Source organism: Nocardia flavorosea NBRC 108225 (genome assembly GCF_001613385.1).
Taxonomy (GTDB): Bacteria; Actinomycetota; Actinomycetes; order Mycobacteriales; family Mycobacteriaceae; genus Nocardia; species Nocardia flavorosea.
In genome coordinates this window covers 67797-85217 of record NZ_BDCG01000018.1, presented here as the reverse complement: position 1 = coordinate 85217, position 17421 = coordinate 67797, and the positions used below count along the sequence as shown (strand labels likewise).

General features: G+C 68.7%; 16 protein-coding genes. 8 read left to right on the top strand and 8 right to left on the bottom strand.

Going from position 1 to position 17421, the window contains the following annotated elements; all coding sequences use genetic code 11:
• The first annotated feature begins 111 nt into the window (after positions 1-111).
• On the top strand, positions 112-1389 hold the full coding sequence (locus tag NFL01S_RS24255) for an FAD-binding oxidoreductase (protein ID WP_062978618.1): 1278 nt from the start codon (positions 112-114) through the stop codon (positions 1387-1389).
• Between the two features lie 237 nt (positions 1390-1626).
• On the opposite strand, the gene NFL01S_RS24250 is transcribed toward NFL01S_RS24255, so the two are convergent.
• A complete protein-coding gene (locus NFL01S_RS24250) occupies positions 1627-2043 on the bottom strand; it encodes a cytochrome c oxidase subunit 4 (RefSeq protein WP_062978617.1) in 417 nt (138 codons plus the stop codon).
• A gap of 13 nt (positions 2044-2056) precedes the next feature.
• A complete protein-coding gene (gene ctaC / locus NFL01S_RS24245) occupies positions 2057-3043 on the bottom strand; it encodes an aa3-type cytochrome oxidase subunit II (protein WP_245670872.1) in 987 nt (328 codons plus the stop codon).
• A gap of 440 nt (positions 3044-3483) precedes the next feature.
• Between ctaC and asnB the strand changes: the two genes are divergently transcribed.
• A complete protein-coding gene (asnB, locus tag NFL01S_RS24240) occupies positions 3484-5427 on the top strand; it encodes an asparagine synthase (glutamine-hydrolyzing) (RefSeq protein ID WP_062978616.1) in 1944 nt (647 codons plus the stop codon).
• Between the two features lie 379 nt (positions 5428-5806).
• On the opposite strand, the gene NFL01S_RS24235 is transcribed toward asnB, so the two are convergent.
• Together NFL01S_RS24235 and NFL01S_RS24230 are read right to left on the bottom strand one after the other, a co-directional pair.
• Complete coding sequence (locus tag NFL01S_RS24235) at positions 5807-6778, bottom strand: carbohydrate kinase family protein (protein ID WP_062978615.1); 972 nt, start codon at positions 6776-6778, stop codon at positions 5807-5809.
• A 290-nt stretch (positions 6779-7068) separates the two neighbouring features.
• On the bottom strand, positions 7069-7425 hold the full coding sequence (locus NFL01S_RS24230; RefSeq protein ID WP_062978614.1) for a HesB/IscA family protein: 357 nt from the start codon (positions 7423-7425) through the stop codon (positions 7069-7071).
• Positions 7426-7675: 250 nt separating this feature from the next.
• On the opposite strand from NFL01S_RS24230, the gene NFL01S_RS24225 reads away from it, so the two are divergent.
• Complete coding sequence (locus NFL01S_RS24225; protein WP_062978613.1) at positions 7676-8344, top strand: DUF3043 domain-containing protein; 669 nt, start codon at positions 7676-7678, stop codon at positions 8342-8344.
• A gap of 459 nt (positions 8345-8803) precedes the next feature.
• Here the strand turns inward: NFL01S_RS24225 and NFL01S_RS35705 are convergent, their stop codons facing one another.
• The gene (locus NFL01S_RS35705) at positions 8804-8962 is read right to left on the bottom strand and encodes a hypothetical protein (RefSeq protein WP_157116886.1); all 159 of its coding nucleotides are present in this window, start codon (positions 8960-8962) and stop codon (positions 8804-8806) included.
• 100 nt (positions 8963-9062) lie between these two features.
• Here NFL01S_RS35705 and NFL01S_RS24220 point away from each other — a divergent pair, with 100 nt between their 5' ends.
• From NFL01S_RS24220 to NFL01S_RS24205, 4 genes are all read left to right on the top strand, one after another.
• Positions 9063-9749, top strand: a complete 687-nt coding sequence (locus tag NFL01S_RS24220; protein WP_174555718.1) for a maleylpyruvate isomerase family mycothiol-dependent enzyme — start codon at positions 9063-9065, stop codon at positions 9747-9749.
• 267 nt (positions 9750-10016) lie between these two features.
• Positions 10017-11105 carry a nicotinate-nucleotide--dimethylbenzimidazole phosphoribosyltransferase gene (cobT, locus tag NFL01S_RS24215; RefSeq protein WP_062978612.1) on the top strand — a complete coding sequence of 363 codons (1089 nt, stop codon included), beginning with the start codon at positions 10017-10019 and terminating at the stop codon, positions 11103-11105.
• 25 nt (positions 11106-11130) lie between these two features.
• The gene (locus NFL01S_RS24210) at positions 11131-11880 is read left to right on the top strand and encodes an adenosylcobinamide-GDP ribazoletransferase (RefSeq protein WP_245670854.1); all 750 of its coding nucleotides are present in this window, start codon (positions 11131-11133) and stop codon (positions 11878-11880) included.
• 310 nt (positions 11881-12190) lie between these two features.
• Positions 12191-12904, top strand: a complete 714-nt coding sequence (locus tag NFL01S_RS24205) for an MBL fold metallo-hydrolase (RefSeq protein ID WP_062978777.1) — start codon at positions 12191-12193, stop codon at positions 12902-12904.
• Between the two features lie 60 nt (positions 12905-12964).
• On the opposite strand, the gene NFL01S_RS24200 is transcribed toward NFL01S_RS24205, so the two are convergent.
• From NFL01S_RS24200 to NFL01S_RS24190, 3 genes are all read right to left on the bottom strand, one after another.
• Complete coding sequence (locus NFL01S_RS24200) at positions 12965-14065, bottom strand: branched-chain amino acid aminotransferase (RefSeq protein ID WP_062978610.1); 1101 nt, start codon at positions 14063-14065, stop codon at positions 12965-12967.
• 95 nt (positions 14066-14160) lie between these two features.
• Complete coding sequence (gcvT, locus tag NFL01S_RS24195) at positions 14161-15255, bottom strand: glycine cleavage system aminomethyltransferase GcvT (RefSeq protein WP_062978609.1); 1095 nt, start codon at positions 15253-15255, stop codon at positions 14161-14163.
• Between the two features lie 642 nt (positions 15256-15897).
• Entirely contained in the window at positions 15898-16509 is a 612-nt protein-coding gene (locus tag NFL01S_RS24190) for a GNAT family N-acetyltransferase (RefSeq protein WP_062978608.1), read from the bottom strand.
• Positions 16510-16611: 102 nt separating this feature from the next.
• Between NFL01S_RS24190 and NFL01S_RS24185 the strand changes: the two genes are divergently transcribed.
• On the top strand, positions 16612-17415 hold the full coding sequence (locus tag NFL01S_RS24185) for a TetR/AcrR family transcriptional regulator (protein WP_062978607.1): 804 nt from the start codon (positions 16612-16614) through the stop codon (positions 17413-17415).
• Positions 17416-17421: the final 6 nt, after the last annotated feature.

Genomic DNA, 17421 nt, shown 5'->3' with positions numbered 1-17421 from the left:
CGGTCGAGAGCGGGGTAAACCCACAGGTCACGGTCCATTCGACAGGCAGGCGGGAGCAGATCTGTGATTCGATATCGCCGCGGCCGCCGCGCTGTGGTTAGCTTTCGTGCCATGAGCACGCCGCACATCGTTTCCCCCGCCGAGTACCTGCCTCGCGACACCGCGGATGTCGTTCGCACCGTGCGGAATTCCCGGAATCACGCCAGGCCGCTCACCGTTCACGGCGGCGATCCCGCCACCGACGGTCTCACCCTGCCGGATCAGCAGGCCGTGGTCTCGCTGCGCCGGATGAACGCCATCGTCGATCTGAACCTCGGCCGCCGGACCGTACGGGTCCAGGCGGGCGCCCGGCTGTCCGATATCGACCGCCGTCTGGCCGCGCACGGACTGGGCCTACCGGTCGTCGGCGATCACCGCGAGATCACCGCCGGTGGTTTCGCCTCGGTCGGCGGCGTCAGCACCTCCTCGCACCGATACGGGTTGTTCATCGATCGGATCGTGGACCTGGAGTACGTGGACACCGACGGCCGGATCGGTACCTGCGGGCGCACCCATCACACCGAACGTTTCCATCGCCTCCTCGGTGCGGGCGGCCGGGCGGGCATCATCACGGCACTGACCCTCGACGCGGTCGAGGTCGACAAGGACAACACCTGGCTGTCCACCGATTCGCACCGCTTCCTGGATTTCGACAGTTTCCTCGACTACGCCTACAGCGAGATCGCCAACCCCCGCGACGCCGTCCTGCAGGTGGGCCGCTGGGTGGATACGGCACCGCTCAAGGTGACCCGCCCGGTGGGCGCCGGGCAGGTGCAACTCGGCACGGTCCGATTCGGCCAGTGGTCGAGCCTCTACCCCACCGCACCGACCCGTTCCCTGCGCGCCCGCCGCGAGGTCGGCAGCCGGGCCCGCAAATCGCTCGGCGCCATCGCCTCGGCCAGCAGCGGCAAGGCCGGTATGCCGGTCCGCAACGCGGCGGCCGGCGCGGTGATGTTCACTCCCAAGGTGCTGACACTGCGCGATGCCGAATATCTCGCCGATACGGTCATCAGCTCATCGGAACGCGGGCCCGCCTACCGGGTCGGGGTTTTCGCTCCGCTGTCGAACTACACGTCGGTCTTCTACCGTCTGCACGATCTGTTCAACGGGCACCGGGAACGGACCGGCTGCTTCACCGTCATCTCCGCCATGACCTATGGGGTGCGGTCGGACTATCTGCGCGCCGAATCCACGGCCCACAGCCTGCCTGCGGCCGACCACGGGCTGATCACCTTCACCTGCCGGTTGCGACCGCATGCGCTGCCGTCCGAGCAGTTGCGGGATATCGTGACCGGTATCGAGGAGATCTGCCGGTCGGAGAACAGCATTCGGTACGAATCGGTGGATTGAGCTGTAATTTCGGAGACGCTCCGCCTCTCGAGGGCGGGGCCCTGTCAACCCCTGGTCTTCCCTCCTCCGCTTCGCTCCCCCGGCTCCGTCAGTCCAGACCAGGGGCTGGCCCCGCCCATGGGGCCATCCGGAGAAGTTCTCTCGGCGGCTGACCCGGACCCGAATGCTCCAACACAAAACCCCGCTGTCCACTCGGACAGCGGGGTTTGTTCGCTCGTGGCCCGAAGGCGCCCGAACTCAGTGCTTCTCTGGGCCGAGGTAGTACTCGAAGACCAGGCCACCGGCCGCGGTGAGGATCAGGATCACACCCAGACCGATCAGCCAGGGCTCGAAGAAGGCGAAGCCCAGGGCGGTGACCGAGGCGGCACCGGCAAGCAGGATCGGCCAGGGGCTACCGGGCGAGAAGAACCCGAGGTCACCCGCGCCGTCGACGATTTCCGCGTCTTCGTAGTCCTCGGGCCGCAGGTCGAGACGGCGGGCCACGAAACGGAAATAGGTGCCGATGATCAGCGACAGGCCGGCGGTCAGGACGATCGCCGTGGTGCCTGCCCATTCGATACCGGTGCGCGATTGCGCGGTGAAGAAGCCGTAGATGACACCCACGATGATGAAGAACACCGTGAGCAGTTCGAACAGTCGTGCTTCGATCCTCATCGGAGATCAGTCCTCACTTGCTCTCGGTGGTATCGGTCTTGACCGTGCGATCGGTGTTGAACGGCTTGGTGGAGGTGGCCACCGGCGACTCGCCGATGGATTCCAGTGCCGCGGCGTTGGTCATACCGGATTCCCGGGCCTTGATATAGCTCTCGAACTTCTCGGGAGTCACCGCCCGCACCTCGAAGTTCATCATCGAGTGGAAGGTGCCGCACATCTCCGCGCAACGACCCACGAACGCGCCCTCACGGTCGATCTCGGTGATCTGGAAGACGTTGTCGGAGTTGTTCTCCTTCGGGTTCGGCATCACGTCCCGCTTGAACAGGAACTCCGGAACCCAGAACGCGTGGATGACGTCGGCGGCGGCGAGCTGGAACTCGATCACCTTGCCGGTGGGCAGCACCAGGATGGGCACCTCGGTGCTGGTACCGACCGTTTCGATCTTGTTGTAGTGCAGGAACGACAGGATGTCGTTCTCCGGGCGGCCGTGCACGGGGCCCGGCTGCTCGTGGCCGTCCTCGTTCGTCCGCTCGGCGTATTCCTGCAACTGCTCCTGGTTGGCGTCCTCACGCACGGTGTCGACACCGTTGTAGGTGAAGCCGTTCTTCAGGTCGACCTCGCGGTAACCGAACTTCCAGTTCCACTGGAAGGCGGTCACGTCGACGACCACATCGGGGTTGTCGACCTTCTCGTGCACGTAGTTCTGCACGACCACGGTGAAGTAGAACAGCACCGCGATGATCACGAAGGGGATCGCCGTGTAGCTGAGTTCGAGCGGCACGTTGTAACCGGTCTGCCGCGGGAACTCCGGCGAATCCTTCTTCTTACGGTGGAAGATGATGGTCCAGAAGGTCAGACCCCAGACCAGCACACCCATGATCAGGGCGGCCACGACCGACCACGTCCACAGTTCCCGCATCCGGTGCGCCTGCGGGGTGACACCCGAGGGCCAGCCGAACCGCAACCACACATTGTCGATCGAGCAGCCGGAGACGAGCATCGCGGTGATCCCGAGGGATACCGCCAGTCCGGCCCGCCGCAGGACACTTCCCCGCCGCCGGGCAGGCCGTGCCCCGATCTCGTCGCTCGCCTTGTGCGCCACGCTCACGCCTTCCTGGTCGCCACACATTCCGACATCGCATCCACGGTGGCAGGACGCCTCCGGTGATACAGACAAACAGCTCATCGGGCCTTCCGGAGGCTCCGCGCACCACGCGGCACCACCCGGAACAGTCCGAGTACTACGCAGCGTAGACCAAACACGCGCCCGGTACGCCGTCGGGTCGGCTTCGGCACTCCGCGCGACAGCGTAGCCGCAGAACGGAGGTGTATCGCACGGGAGAACCGGGCGTGCGGCATACTCGGACACTAGATTTCGCCCGCCGCGCCCGCATCCCTCGGCGCGGACCCCCGACCAGAGGAAACGAGGTTAGCGCCGCAGTGTGTGGACTGCTCGGATTTCTGACGTCCGATACCGCAGCGCCGGAAACAGTGGAACGGGTGTACGACGCCCTGCACTGTGTGCGGCACCGGGGTCCGGATGAGCGCGGCACCTGGCACGACGACCAGTTGATCTTCGGCTTCAACCGGCTCTCGATCATCGATATCGAACATTCGCATCAGCCGCTGCGCTGGGGGCCGGCCGACGACCCCGAGCGCTATGCGCTCACCTTCAACGGCGAGATCTACAACTATCTGGAGCTGCGCGAGGAACTGGCCCGCGACCACGCGGCCGAATTCGGCGAGCAGCCGATGTTCGCCACCGAAGGCGACGGCGAGGCCATCGTGGCGGCGTTCCATTACTGGGGTCCCGACGCGGTACGCCGGTTGCGGGGGATGTTCGCCTTCGCGATCTGGGATACCCGCAGCCGGGAGCTGTTCCTGGCCCGCGACCCCTTCGGCATCAAACCGCTGTTCCTGGCCACCGGGTCCGGTGGTACGGCGTTCGGCAGCGAAAAGAAAAGCCTGCTGGAGCTGCTCCCCGACCTCGGGCTCGACGAATCGCTCGACCATCGCGCGCTCGAGCACTACACCGTGCTGCAGTACGTCCCGGAGCCGGAAACGCTGCACGCCGGTATCCGGCGGCTGGAATCGGGTAGTTACGCGGTGCTGCGGCCCGGCGAACGGCCGGTGACAACCCGCTACTTCGTACCGAAATTCGATATCCGCCCGTTCGCGGCGGGCAGCGAGGCCACCCGCTACTCCGAGATCGCGGCCGCGCTCGAGGATTCGGTCGCCAAACATATGCGTGCCGATGTGACCGTCGGCTCGTTCCTGTCCGGTGGTATCGATTCCACCGCCATCGCGGCGCTGGCCATGCGGCACAACCCGAACCTCATCACCTTCACCACCGGTTTCGAACGCGAGGGCTATTCCGAGGTCGATGTGGCGGCCGAAAGCGCCGCGGCGATCGGGGCCCGGCATATCGTCAAGGTGGTCTCTCCCGCCGAGTTCGCGGCCGCGATTCCGGAGATCGTCTGGTACCTCGACGACCCGGTCGCCGATCCGGCGCTGGTGCCGTTGTATTTCGTGGCCAAGGAGGCCCGTAAGCACGTCAAGGTGGTGCTGTCGGGCGAGGGGGCCGATGAGCTGTTCGGCGGCTACACCATCTACCGGGAACCGCTGTCGCTCGCCGCGTTCGACAAACTGCCGGGCGGACTGCGCCGGCTGGCCGGCAAGGTATCCGATCTGATCCCGGAGGGCACGCGCGGTAAGAGCCTGCTGCATCGTGGATCGCTCACCCTGGAACAGCGCTACTACGGCAACGCCCGCAGTTTCAGCGACGCCCAGCTGCGGTCGGTACTGCGGGAGTTCCGTCCGGAATGGACCCACCAGGACGTCACCGCCCCCATCTACGAGCGGTCGGCGGGCTGGGATCCGGTGACGCGGATGCAGCATCTCGACCTGTTCACCTGGTTGCGCGGCGATATCCTGGTCAAAGCCGACAAGATGACCATGGCGAACTCGCTCGAGCTGCGGGTGCCGTTCCTGGACACCGAGGTGTTCCGGGTGGCCGAACAGGTCCCCCTGGAGCAGAAGATCACCAAGGAGACCACGAAGTACGCGCTGCGGCAGGCGCTCGAGGGCATCGTCCCCGGGCATGTGCTGCATCGCGCGAAGCTCGGGTTCCCGGTCCCGCTGCGGCATTGGCTGCGCGGTACCGAACTCTACGACTGGGCCCGGCAGCAGATCACCGAATCGCAGACCGACCACCTGCTCGACAAGGCGGCCGTCCTGGCGATGCTCGACGCGCACCGCGCCGGGGACGGCGATCACAGCCGCCGGTTGTGGACGTTGCTGGTGTTCATGATCTGGCACGGGATCTTCGTCGAGGACCGCATCAAACCGGAGATCGCCGAACCGACCTACCCGGTGCAGGTCTAGCAGGCACCACCCCGGTCGAAGGCCCCGCTCGACGAACGAGCGGGGCCTTCGGAGTACTGCGTCGAGGCACCAGGCGATCGAAGTCCGAGCCGGTCGAGGCACCAGGCGATCGAAGTCCGAGCCGGTCGAAATACCGAGCGGACATAAACGAGCCGCCCGGTACGGAGATGCCCGCTGGTCCGGCGCGCCCCGGCGCCAGTTCTCGGTGTGGGCCTCACGACCCCCCTCTGTTGCGGTCGAACCACCGCCCGCCCAGTCGGCGGGTCTGTTGCCGTACGTCTCCGGGGAGTGTCCGTTCCCATCGCCCCCGGTCGGGATGAAGACCGGGACGTACCGCCGGCCGCTCTCCTTGTTCGCCCGGCACGGCGTGCGGTACAGCTCAGCGCAACAGCGGTTCGAGCTCCGCGGCAGCCTCGGCACCGTAGGCCTCGCCGAGCCGTTTCAGGGCGGCATCGGCGTCCAGCGTCCATTCCTGGGTGCCGACGGTTTCCAGCACCAGCACCGCGATCAGCGAACCGAGCTGTGCCGAGCGCTGCAGGCTCAGCCCGGAGGTATGACCGGTGAGGAACCCTGCCCGGAAGGCATCGCCGACGCCGGTCGGATCGACCTTGGCCGTCTCCGGTACCGCCTCGACCCGCACCTCGGTGCCGTCGGTATCGACCACCAGCACACCGTCCTTGCCGAGAGTGGTGACCCGCACCCCGACCCGGGCGGCGATCTCTTCCTCGGTGAGGCCGGTCTTCTGCTTGAGCAGGCCCCATTCGTATTCGTTGGTGAACAGGTAGGTGCTGCCCTCGATGAGCTGTACGGCCTGGTCGCCGTCGAGGCGGGCGAGCTGCTGGGACGGGTCCGCGGCGAACGGGACGTGCAGTTCGCGGCATTCGGCGGTATGCCGCAGCATGGCCTCGGGATCGTTCGCGCCGATCAGCACCAGATCGAGGGTGCGTTGTTCGGCGAGCGCGGTCAGCGAGATATCGCTGGCCTCACTCATCGCCCCGGGGTAGAAGGAAGCGATCTGGGCCATATCTTCGTCGGTGGTGCAGACGAAGCGCGCGGTATGCGCGGTCTCGGAGACCCGGACCGCCGAACAATCGACACCGTTGTTCTCGAGCCAGGTGCGGTAATCGTCGAAATCGCGGCCCACCGCGCCGATCAGCAGCGGTGTACGGCCGAGTAGACCCATGGCGTAGGCGATATTGCCGCCCACCCCGCCGCGCCGGACGACCAGATCGTCGACGAGGAAACTCAGCGAGACATGCTCGAGCTGATCGGGCAGCAGTGCGTCGGCGAACCGGCCGGGGAAACGCATGAGATGGTCGGTCGCGACGGACGCGGATACAGCTATGGACACGTAGGTGGGCCCCTTCGGAATCAGCGCGAACAGAAAGTGAACGGGGCCTTGCCCCCGCTGAGTTACCGTATCAACTCACGGGAGCTACGACTATGTGTCGTAAACGGTGTTTATCCGGCGATACCCTCGGGCAACAGCCGATTCCGGCCCGTAATCCGGGTTGACGATGCCGGACTCCACCGCCCGGCCTCCGGCTCGAACCGCGCCGCTGGTGCGGCGCAGCCGCCGGTATCACGGGCCGGACGCTGGTCCCGAGGAGCCGGGGTTGCGCCGCGCGGAGCGGCGCACATTCAGTTGAAGGAGTCGCCGCAGGCGCAGGATCCGGTGGCGTTCGGATTGTCGATGGTGAAGCCCTGCTTCTCGATCGTGTCGACGAAGTCGATGGCGGCACCCTGCACATAGGGGGCGCTCATCCGGTCGACGGTCAGCGTGACGCCGCCGAAATCGGCGGTCAGATCACCGTCGAGAGTGCGGTCGTCGAAGAAGAGCTGGTAGCGCAGCCCGGCGCAACCGCCCGGCTGTACCGCGATCCGCAGCGCGAGATCGTCGCGGCCCTCCTGATCGAGCAGCGCCTTGGCCTTACTCGCGGCGGTATCGGTCAGCTTCACGCCGTGGGTTTCGGTGGCGGTCTCGTTCTGCACAGTCATGAACTCTCCTATGGACAGCGTGGTCGGTCCGTGAACAGCGCACGGTTCAGGGGTCAACACCCTCGGACGGGCTGCTATTCCCCATCTTGCCATCTGAGGCCCCGCCCGCCACAGCACCCGGGTCGGTTCGCGAATCGTATCCGGACCTACCGTCCGTGAGGGCCGCCACGACCGGTCCGCGTGGTGACTGTTCCCACCGAGCTACCGCCCGGCTTCCGGGCCGGTCAGCCGACCGATTAGCCTGGTTACCGTGAAGTTGTTCCGACGCGGTGAGTCCAGCGGTACCGACGTGCCCGCCGACAGCTCGCGGGCCGCGACCGCCACCGAAGCCGACGCGGCACCGGCAAAAGCCACCCCCACTGCAGGGAAGGGCCGGCCGACACCGAGCCGGCGCGAAGCCGAGGGCCGCCGCCGCGGCCCCGTAGCGCCACCACCGATGACCGCGAAGGAAGCCCGTGCCCGCCGCAAGGAGACCCGCGGCAGCAAGGCGGATCGCAAGGCCGCGGCCGCGGAACGGCGGGCCGCCGCGCAGGACCGGCGCGCCCGGATGCTCGCCGGCGAGGACAAATACCTGCTGCCGCGCGACCGCGGGGAACTGCGTGCGTACGTGCGCGATATCGTCGATGCCCGCCGCAATCTGGTCGGGCTGTTCATGCCGATGGCCCTGCTGCTGATCCTGTCCATGTTCGCGGCCCCGGCATGGCAGTCCATCGTCACTCTGGCCATGCTCGTGATGATGGCGTTCATGATCGCCGAGGGTTTCCTGCTCGGCCGCATCGTGAACCGGCGGGTCCGGGAACGCTTCCCCAAGAGCACCGATACCGGTTTCCGGCTGGGCTGGTACGCGTTCGTGCGCGCTTCGCAGATGCGCAAGATGCGCGCGCCGAAACCGCGCGTCGGTCCCGGCGACGCCATCTGACCTTCCTTCCCGGTACCGCACCCGGTTTCCGCGGCGCACCCGTCCGGTCGACCGGTTACGTACCCCGGTGCTCGTCAGCTCCCGGTCGGGGAAATCCGCCTACACGAATCCCTGGCCGGTACGGGTCCGGTCCGCTGTATCGCCACCGCGATCCCCGATCCGGCGGAACCGGATTTCGCCGCCCGCCGCGTGTAAGCCACCGCCCGAATCACTATGCGCCGTGCTTGCGGGCACGCCACGGTTCACGTGACGAACGCGTCCTGTGCGCGGAGTGCCCGAATTCACTTCGGCGCCGTGCGGCGGGCCGTGCTGCGCGCGCCGGGCGGTTGCCGGTCAGCGCGTGCTGTCACCTGCCGCGAACCAGAGGCGGCCGGCGACGTCGTGGGACGCACGGGTAACACCCATGCGTGGGGCACGGTGAGCCGGGGCGTCGCGCGCGCCGGCGACGGCCGGGTCAGCTCATTCATCTCGTGCCGGGCGCCCGTCATCGGCCATTTCGTGGCGGCGTTCGGCGAGCTCGTGGTCCGCGGCGAAGTAGCCGGTCGGTGTGTCCGCCGGGCGGGCGAAGACGAGGCGGGCGCCGACGGCGAGGGTGGCGGACAGATCCCACACGGACACGTCGAAGGTAGCAAGGGTTTTGCAGGACGGTATCGGCGGCAGTGAGCCGGTAGCTGTCGATGATCCAGTGTGTCACTGGACCGTGCTTCCATATGCGATCATGGAGAACATGCCGCGCGCCGAGGTCTGGGCCGCAATACACCGGGAACGGACCGCATTGGCCGAGGGACTCGCCGAGCTGACACCGGACCAGTGGGCCGCCCGTTCGTTGTGCGGGCAGTGGACGGTCGAGGAAGTCGTTGCACATCTCACTGCCGCGGCGAGTACCGGCCGATGGCGGTGGATCCGGAGTATGGCCGGTGCGCGTTTCGATCCCGACCTGCACAATCAGCGGCGGATGCTCGAGCAGCGCGGGGCAGGTCCCGATGAGACGCTGGCGCGTTTCCGGGCGGTGGTCACCAGTACGACCGCGCCTTCCGGGCATACACCGGCCTGGCTCGGTGAGGTCGTCGTGCACGGTGAGGACATCCGCCGGCCCCTAGGGCTGCCCGGAACGCCGGAGCTCGCCGCGGTCACCGAGGTCGCCCGGTTCTTCGCCGAACGTGATTTCACCGTGGCCGGGCGCACGATCCGCAAGGGTTTGCACCTCGTCGCCACCGACGGACCGTTCGATATCGGCGCGGGTCCGGAGGTCCGGGGCAGCACCCTGGCACTGGTCATGGCGATGGCCGGGCGCACCGACTACTGCGACGAGCTCACGGGGCCGGGTGTGCCCACCTTGCGGTCCCGAATCGCGGATCGACGCCCCCGGTCGGGCGGTGGCAGGGCTGCCGACGCGCTGCCCTGAATACCGGCCGGAGCTGTGCCGCCGACGGCGAACACCCACGGAGACCGCCGACACAGCGCGGCATGCCCTCCGGGTGCGCGGCAGCCGCCGGGACACCGCGGCGGTAGGCCTGAGGAGTGGGCGACGGTCGTGTGGCGGGTGCCTCGCGCTGTTACTCGGACGGGCGGGCAATATTGTCGGAAGGACCGGCCATCGCGGCCGGGGGCCGGTCACCGGCTTCCGGTCTGCGTCCCGGCACGTCAGCTACCCGACCGGAAGGCTCCATCAGTGTCAGAGGGATTCGCACCCGTTGCTCCGCCGGATGCCGGCGTCCGCGCGGCGGCCGAGCAGCGGCAGGCGTCGCTGACCAAACCGCCGGGGTCGCTGGGACGGCTGGAGGAGCTGGGCAACTGGGTCGCCGCCTGCCAGGGGCTCTGTCCGCCGCGGCAGTTCGAGCGGGCCCGGGTAGTGGTGTTCGCGGGCGATCACGGTGTGGCAGCACATGGCGTGTCGGCGTTTCCGACCGAGGTCACCGCGCAGATGGTGGCCAATTTCCAGGCGGGTGGGGCGGCGGTCAACGCGCTGGCGCGGGTGGCCGATGCCACGGTGCGGGTGGTGGATATCGCGGTCGCCGCCGATACGGATCCGGCGGTGAGCGCGCACAAGATCCGCCGGTCCAGCGGCGCCATCGACCGGGCGGATGCGCTGACCAGCGCGGAGGTCGCGGCCGCGCTCGCCGCGGGCCGAGCCGTCGCGGACGAGGAGATCGATGCGGGCGCCGATCTGCTGATTGCCGGCGATATGGGAATCGGCAACACCACACCGGCCACCGTGCTGATCGCGACCCTCACCGGCACCGAACCGGTGAAGGCGGTCGGCCGCGGTACCGGGGTCGACGACCACGGCTGGATGCGCAAGGTCGCGGCTGTCCGGGACGCCATGTGGCGGGTACGGCCGGTCGCCCGGGACGGGATCGAATTGCTGCGGGTGGCCGGCGGCGCCGATATCGCGGCGATGACCGGTTTCCTCGCCCAGGCGGCGGCCCGGCGCACGCCCGTCCTGCTCGACGGAGTGATCGTCACGGCCGCGGCCCTGGTGGCCGAGGATCTGGCGGCGGGCGCCTCGGCCTGGTGGGTGGCCGCGCACCGCTCCACCGAACCCGCACATACGGCCGCGCTGACGAAGCTGAAACTCGACCCGATCCTCGGCCTCGATATGCGGCTCGGCGAGGGTTCCGGCGCACTCACCGCGCTGCCCGTGCTGCGGTCGGCCGTAGCGGTGCTCGCCGAGATGGCGACCTTCGCCGACGCCGGGGTCAGCACGGCCGCCGCTCCCACCGAAGATGCCGATAGCCCGGCTATCGATATGCGGAAGTGACGGCCCTCGGCGCGGAGACTGTCCTGTGCTGACCCTCCGGCTCACTTTCTCCTGGCTCACCGTGCTCCCCGTCCGCGGCCCGGCCGAGGTCGACCGCCGCGCGGCCGCCCGCGCGATCGCACTGGCACCGATCGCCGGGCTCACGCTCGGGCTCGCGGCGGCGGCCGTGCTGTGGCTTCTGGAACCGGCGGGTGCGGCGGCCGGGTTCGCCGCGGTCGCGGTCCTGGCGCTGCTGACCCGGGGCATGCATCTGGACGGGCTGGCCGATACCTTCGACGGCCTCGGGGTGTACGGTCCGCCGGAGCGGGCGCGGGAGGTCATGAAAAGCGGCGGCGCCGGACCCTTCGGGGTGTCCGCCATCGTGGTGGCCGCCGGTATCCAGGCCGGTGCGTTCACCGCCCTCGCCGCATCCGGGCACTGGTATGCGGTGATCCTGGCGGTGGCCCTGGGACGGGTCGCGGTCGTGGCCGCCTGCCGCCGCGGTATCGAACCCGCGCCCGATACCCGGTTCGGCGCGCTGGTCGCGGGAACACAGTCCTGGGTCACGGTCGCGGTTTGGGTTGTCGTGACTGCCGCGGTATCGGTTTTCGCGGTACCCGGACTCGTATGGCCGGGGCCGCTGGTCGCGGTGCTCTCGCTACTGGTGGCCGTACGGCTGGCCGATCACGGGGCCCGCCGGATCGGCGGGCTCTCCGGCGATCTGCTCGGCGCCGCCGTCGAGCTCACCACGGCGTTGTCCGCGTTGGGGTTCGTTGCCGCGGCGAACGCTGTCTGAACGGCAACGCATGACAACGCCCGGCATCATTCGATCGGAGGCACCCGGGTGAGACCGGCGTCGGCAAATCGCCGCGCCACCGAGCGGCGCTCCCGCGCCTGCCCGATCGGACGGCTCACGGAGACCCCGCGATCCGATCCCGGCGCGCGATGGCCGGTTCGTTTCCGTATCGCTCCGGCGTTCCGGACCTTCGGCAAAGGGTGACCCAGACACGTTGCGCACCACAACCCCCAGGCGTCCTGATGTCACCCGCCTCAATATTGCGAACGCAGCGTCTCACCGCCGCGCCACTGCCCATAAGGTGGAAGGTATGTCAGCCGAGCGCCTCTACTTCCGTCAACTGCTGGCCGGCCGGGATTTCGCCGTGGGCGACCCGATCGCCACGCAGATGCGTAATTTCGCCTATCTGATCGGTGACCGGGGCACCGGTGAATGCGTCGTCGTGGACCCGGCGTACGCCGCGGGCGATCTGGCCGGTATCGCCGAGAACGACGGGCTGAAACTGTCCGGGGTATTGGTCACCCACCACCATCCCGACCATATCGGCGGCTCGATGATGGGTTTCACGCTACGTGGCGTGAAGGAACTGCTCGAAGAGTCCACTGTTCCGGTTCATGTGAACGACGAGGAGAAATCCTGGGTGGCGAATGTCACCGGGATCGCGCCCAGTGAGCTGACCGGGCACGGGCACGGCGACAAATTGAGCGTCGGCGTCTTCGATATCGAATTCCTGCACACTCCGGGCCATACTCCCGGTAGCCAGTGCTTCCTCGTCGACGACAAGCTCATCGCCGGCGACACTCTGTTCATCGACGGCTGCGGCCGGACCGATTTCCCGGGCGGCGATTCCGCGGCCATGTTCGCCAGCCTGCGGTCACTGGCGGATATGCCGATCAACCCGGAGGTATACCCGGGGCACTGGTATTCGGCGGACCCGCATGCCTCGCTGGACTCGATCCGCGACAACAACTACGTGCTGCGCCCGCGGTCGCTCGCCGAATGGCACGCCCTCATGCCGGGCTGATCTGCCGCCCGGGTACCGGACGCGATCCGGTACCCGGCGATCACCGGATGTCCCGGGGGTTCAGAGCACCCGCATCCACTGGTGCACATCGGCGAAGGTGCCGCGCTGGATTCCGGTGAGGGTGTCGCGCAGCGCCATGGTCACCTCGCCTGGTTCGCCGCCGCCGATCACGAATTCGCCGTCCGGCCCGCAGACCGAGCCGACCGGTGTGATCACGGCCGCGGTACCACAGGCGAAGACCTCGGTGATCTCCCCGGATTCCGCGCCCGCGCGCCAATCCTCCACCGAGATCTTGCGCTCGGTGACCGGATAGCCGGAATCGGCGGCCAGAGTGAGCAGCGAATCGCGGGTGATACCCGGCAGCAGCGACCCGGACAGTTCGGGGGTCACCAGCCGGGCGTCGGCACCGGAGCCGTACACGAAGAACAGGTTGTTGGTGCCCATCTCCTCGACGTAGCGGCGTTCGACGGCATCCAGCCACACCACCTGGTCGCAGCCCTTGGCCGTGGCCTCGGCCTGGGCGAGCAGCGAGGCCGCGTAATTACCGGCGACTTTCGCCTCGCCGGTGCCACCGGGGGCGGCGCGCACGTATTCGGTGGACAGCCACACCCGCACCGGCTTCACGCCGCGTGGGAAGTAGGCCCCGGCGGGTGAGCCGAGCAGCAGGTACTTGTACGAGGAAGCCGGTTTCACGCCCAGACCCGATTCGGTCGCGAACATGAACGGCCGCAGGTACAGCGATTCCTCGCCACCGGCGGCGGGCACCCAGGCCGAGTCGACCTCGAGCAGCTGGCGCACCGATTCGATGAACAGTTCCTCGGGGAGTTCGGCCATCGCCATCCGGCGCGCGGAACGGCGGAACCGGGCCGCGTTGGCGTCGATCCGGAAACACGCAACCTGCCCGTCCGGCTGCCGGTAGGCCTTCAGCCCCTCGAAGATGGCCTGCCCGTAGTGGAAGACCATGGTCGCGGGGTCGAGGGTGAGCGAACCGTACGGTTCGACGACCGCATTGGTCCAGCCGTCGGCCTCGGTGTAGTCGATGGTGACCATATGGTCGGTGAAGAAGCGGCCGAAACCGGGCGCCGCCAGGATCTCCTGTACCCGCTGCGCCGGGGTGGGCGCAGGATGAGGGATACGGGCGAACTGTGCAGCAGCGGTCATGACCAGCAGTCTATGTCCTGGGGTCGGGCAGAATACGCGGTGGTCGGTTGTCCGGCATCGGTGAGACGCGGTTTCGCCCGGCTACCCGGCCCGGATCAGCTGGTGCGCGGCTTCACGAACGGCGGCCGCACCACGGTGCAGCGCAGCGCCCGCCCTCGCACATCGACCTCGACCTCGCTCCCCGGAGTGATCGCCGGGTCGAGCAGGGCCAGGGCGATCCCGATCTGCTTGGTCGGTGAGAAGGTTCCCGAGGTGGTCACCCCGGCCTCGCGGCCGTCGTGGCGCACGGTCTGGTTCTCCCGTGGGATCCCGCGGTCGAGCGCCTCGAGGCCGAGCAGGACGCGCCGCGCGCCGGCTGCGCGTTCGGCCTCCAGCGCCGCCTTGCCCCAGAAGTCGGTCTTCGCCCAGCCGACAGCCCAGGACGCCCGGGCCTGGACGGGCGTGATCTCGGTGGACAGCTCGTGCCCGTGCAGCGGATAGCCCATCTCGGTCCGCAAGGTATCGCGCGCGCCCAGCCCGGCCACCGCGCCGCCGGCGGCCCGCACCTGCTCGACCAGGGCCCGGAACAGTTCCTCGGCTCCGGTCCAACGGGGCAGCAGTTCGTATCCGTGCTCGCCGGTGTAGCCGGTCCGGCAGACCCGGACGGGCTGTCCGTACCATTCGGCATCGGTGAACGCCATGAACGACAGGTCCGTGGGGAACCCCAGCGCGTCGAGGACCTGTGTCGACTGCGGCCCCTGCACCGCGAATACCGCGTAGTCGCGGTGCTCGTCGGTCACGGTGATCGCCGGTGGCGCGGCGGCCGCCAGCAACTCGACCACCGTGGCGGTGTTCGCGGCATTCGGCACCAGGAAGATCTCGTCGTCGCGGACGAAGTAGGCGATCAGATCGTCGACAACTCCCCCGTCGGCGGTGCAGCACAGGGTGTACTGGGCTCTACCCGGGCCGATCCGGCCCAGATCGTTGGTCAGCGCCGAGTTCACGAATTCCGCCGAGCCCGCCCCGCGTACCGTCGCCTTGCCGAGATGGCTCACGTCGAACAGTCCCACCGATTCCCGGACCGCGGTGTGCTCGGCCACGGTGCCCGCATAGGAGACCGGCATCTCCCATCCGCCGAACGGCGCGAATTTCGCTCCGAGTTCGACGTGAACTCCATGGACAGGTCCCTGTTTCAGCCCGGCGTCACTCACCCGGCGAGCTTATCCCGCCCCGAGCCGCCCCAGCGGACGCAGCGCCCGGGCCCGGTATCCACGACCGTGACCACCCCGGCTGGGCCAGGCAGGACCGAGCCGAGCCAGGCGGGTCCAAGCCATGCGCACCGGGCCAAGCTGAGCCGAGCCGAGCGGGGCGGGGCCGAGCGGGGCCGAGCGGGGCCGGGCCGAACGGGGCTGAGTTGGGCCGGACCGGGCCGGGCCGAGCGGGGCCGGGCCGAACGGGGCTGAGCTGGACCGGACCGGACCGGGCCGAGCGGGGCCGGGCCGGACCGGGCCGGGCCGAGCGGGGCCGGGCCGAACGGGGCTGAGCTGAGCCGGACCGGACCGGACCGGACCGGGCCGGGCCGAGCCGAGCGGGGCCGGGCCGAACGGGGCCGGGCCGAACGGGGCCGGGCCGAACGGGGCTGAGCTGAGCCGGACCGGACCGGACCGGACCGGGCCGAGCCGGGCCGAGCCGGGCCGGACCGAGCCGGACCGAGCCGAGCCGAGCCGAGCCGAGCCGGACTGAGCCGAGCCGGGCCGAGCCGGACCGGGCCGAGCCGGGCCGAGCCGGACTGAGCCGAGGCTGGTCGGGTGCACAGGTCTCGGTAGCCGTCATCTCGGCGGCCGGAGGCATGATCAGGCCTCGAACCACATCGGGATCAAGGTCGGACCGTCCTCGGGCAGGGTGTGGGTTTCGCCGATGCGCACGAACCCCTGCCGGGCATACAGGCGTGACGAACGCTCGGTACTGGCCTCCAGGTAGGCCGGAATCCCCGCGGCCGCCAGCGCCCGGATGCGATTGCCGAGAATCGCCGCACCGGCACCCCGGCCGCGGTACTGCGGGACCGTGACGATCAGCTCCAGGTAGCGGTGCGGGAACCGCCGCGGATGCTCCCGGGCCAGGAGCTCGGTGACGTACGCCGAACGCTGCACCGGCCGGAAATCCGGGGCGCGGTCGGCGTGTGCACGGGCGATCGCCGCCTCGGTGTGCAGCCGCTCGACGGAATCCATGGCCTGCCAGAGCGATACCGCCCAGATCTCGCCCGCGGCGCCCGCGACCCAGAGTTCGTCCTCGGCGAGCCCGCGTTCGATGAGCTCGGGCAGATAGACGTCGAGAAACTGATCCGCAGGGTGACCGCGCATGATCCACTCCGTCACCGCCTCGTCCGGGGCCGCTACCAGGAGCGCGGTCAGCAACGCGTCGAAGTCGCTTTTTTCCGCACGCCGCACATCCAGTTCGGTACCCACGTTGCCTCCTCGTGAATGGTGTTCCTGCGATTCGAAGTTATGCGCCCTACCTCTGCACAACCACTATTTCGTCACGGTATTTCGTGTGTTGAAATCGAATTCGTGACTCACTGTGTGCGCTGCGGCGCGGAGCTCCGGCAACCTTCCCGGGGCCGGCGCCGGCAATACTGCTCCCGCTCCTGCCAGGCGCGCGCCTACCGTGCCCGGCAGACCGCCGCGCCGGCCCGCGTCCGCCCGGCGCCGCGCCGCCTGTCGGCAGTCGTGATCACCCGGGCAGCCGTGGAACTCGCGGATCGCACCGGCCTCGACGGCCTCACCATGCGCCGGCTGGCCGGGGAGCTGGGAGTGGCCACCGCGGCGCTCTACCGGCATTTCGACGATCGCGAACAGTTGCTCGCGGCAATGGTCGAGCTGGTTCTCGACGCTCCCTCGCCGCCGCCCGGCGAACTGTCGGGGTGGCGCGCACGCCTGCGTCACGAGGCGCAGCGGGAATGGCAGCTCTACCGGCGCCACCCGTGGGTACTGCCGGTGCTGGCACGCGTCCGGCCACCGCTCGGCCCCGGGTTGCTGGACACTCTGGAGCGCACGATGTCGGCCTTCGGCGAATTGGATCTGCCCCGCGCCGAGCTGATGTCGGCCTATCTGAGCTACTCGGCGCTGGTACAGGGGCTTGCCCTGCTGTGGGCCTCGGAACGAACCGATCGGCTGGGCGGACCGGACGATACCGCGGTAGACCCGCCGGGTCTGGCCGATCTCATCGACGCGACAGCGCGGCCCACGCTGTACCGGGTCTTCGATCCGCAGGCCTGGCCGCCGCCGGAACTCGACTTCGACGCGCTGCTGTCCTACGGCGTGGACATGCTCCTCGACGGTGTCGCGGTACGGCAGCGGACCGTCACCGAATAGCCTGAA

Excerpts from the sequence above, each read along its gene's own strand:
- NFL01S_RS24220 (WP_174555718.1), top strand. The coding sequence starts at position 9,063 with ATGGAGAACATGCCGCGCGCCGAGGTCTGGGCCGCAATACACCGGGAA.
- NFL01S_RS24200 (WP_062978610.1), bottom strand. The coding sequence starts at position 14,065 with ATGACCGCTGCTGCACAGTTCGCCCGTATCCCTCATCCTGCGCCCACC.
- NFL01S_RS24250 (WP_062978617.1), bottom strand. The coding sequence starts at position 2,043 with ATGAGGATCGAAGCACGACTGTTCGAACTGCTCACGGTGTTCTTCATC.
- NFL01S_RS24255 (WP_062978618.1), top strand. The coding sequence starts at position 112 with ATGAGCACGCCGCACATCGTTTCCCCCGCCGAGTACCTGCCTCGCGAC.
- NFL01S_RS24230 (WP_062978614.1), bottom strand. The coding sequence starts at position 7,425 with ATGACTGTGCAGAACGAGACCGCCACCGAAACCCACGGCGTGAAGCTG.
- ctaC (WP_245670872.1), bottom strand. The coding sequence starts at position 3,043 with ATGCTCGTCTCCGGCTGCTCGATCGACAATGTGTGGTTGCGGTTCGGC.
- NFL01S_RS24205 (WP_062978777.1), top strand. The coding sequence starts at position 12,191 with ATGTCAGCCGAGCGCCTCTACTTCCGTCAACTGCTGGCCGGCCGGGAT.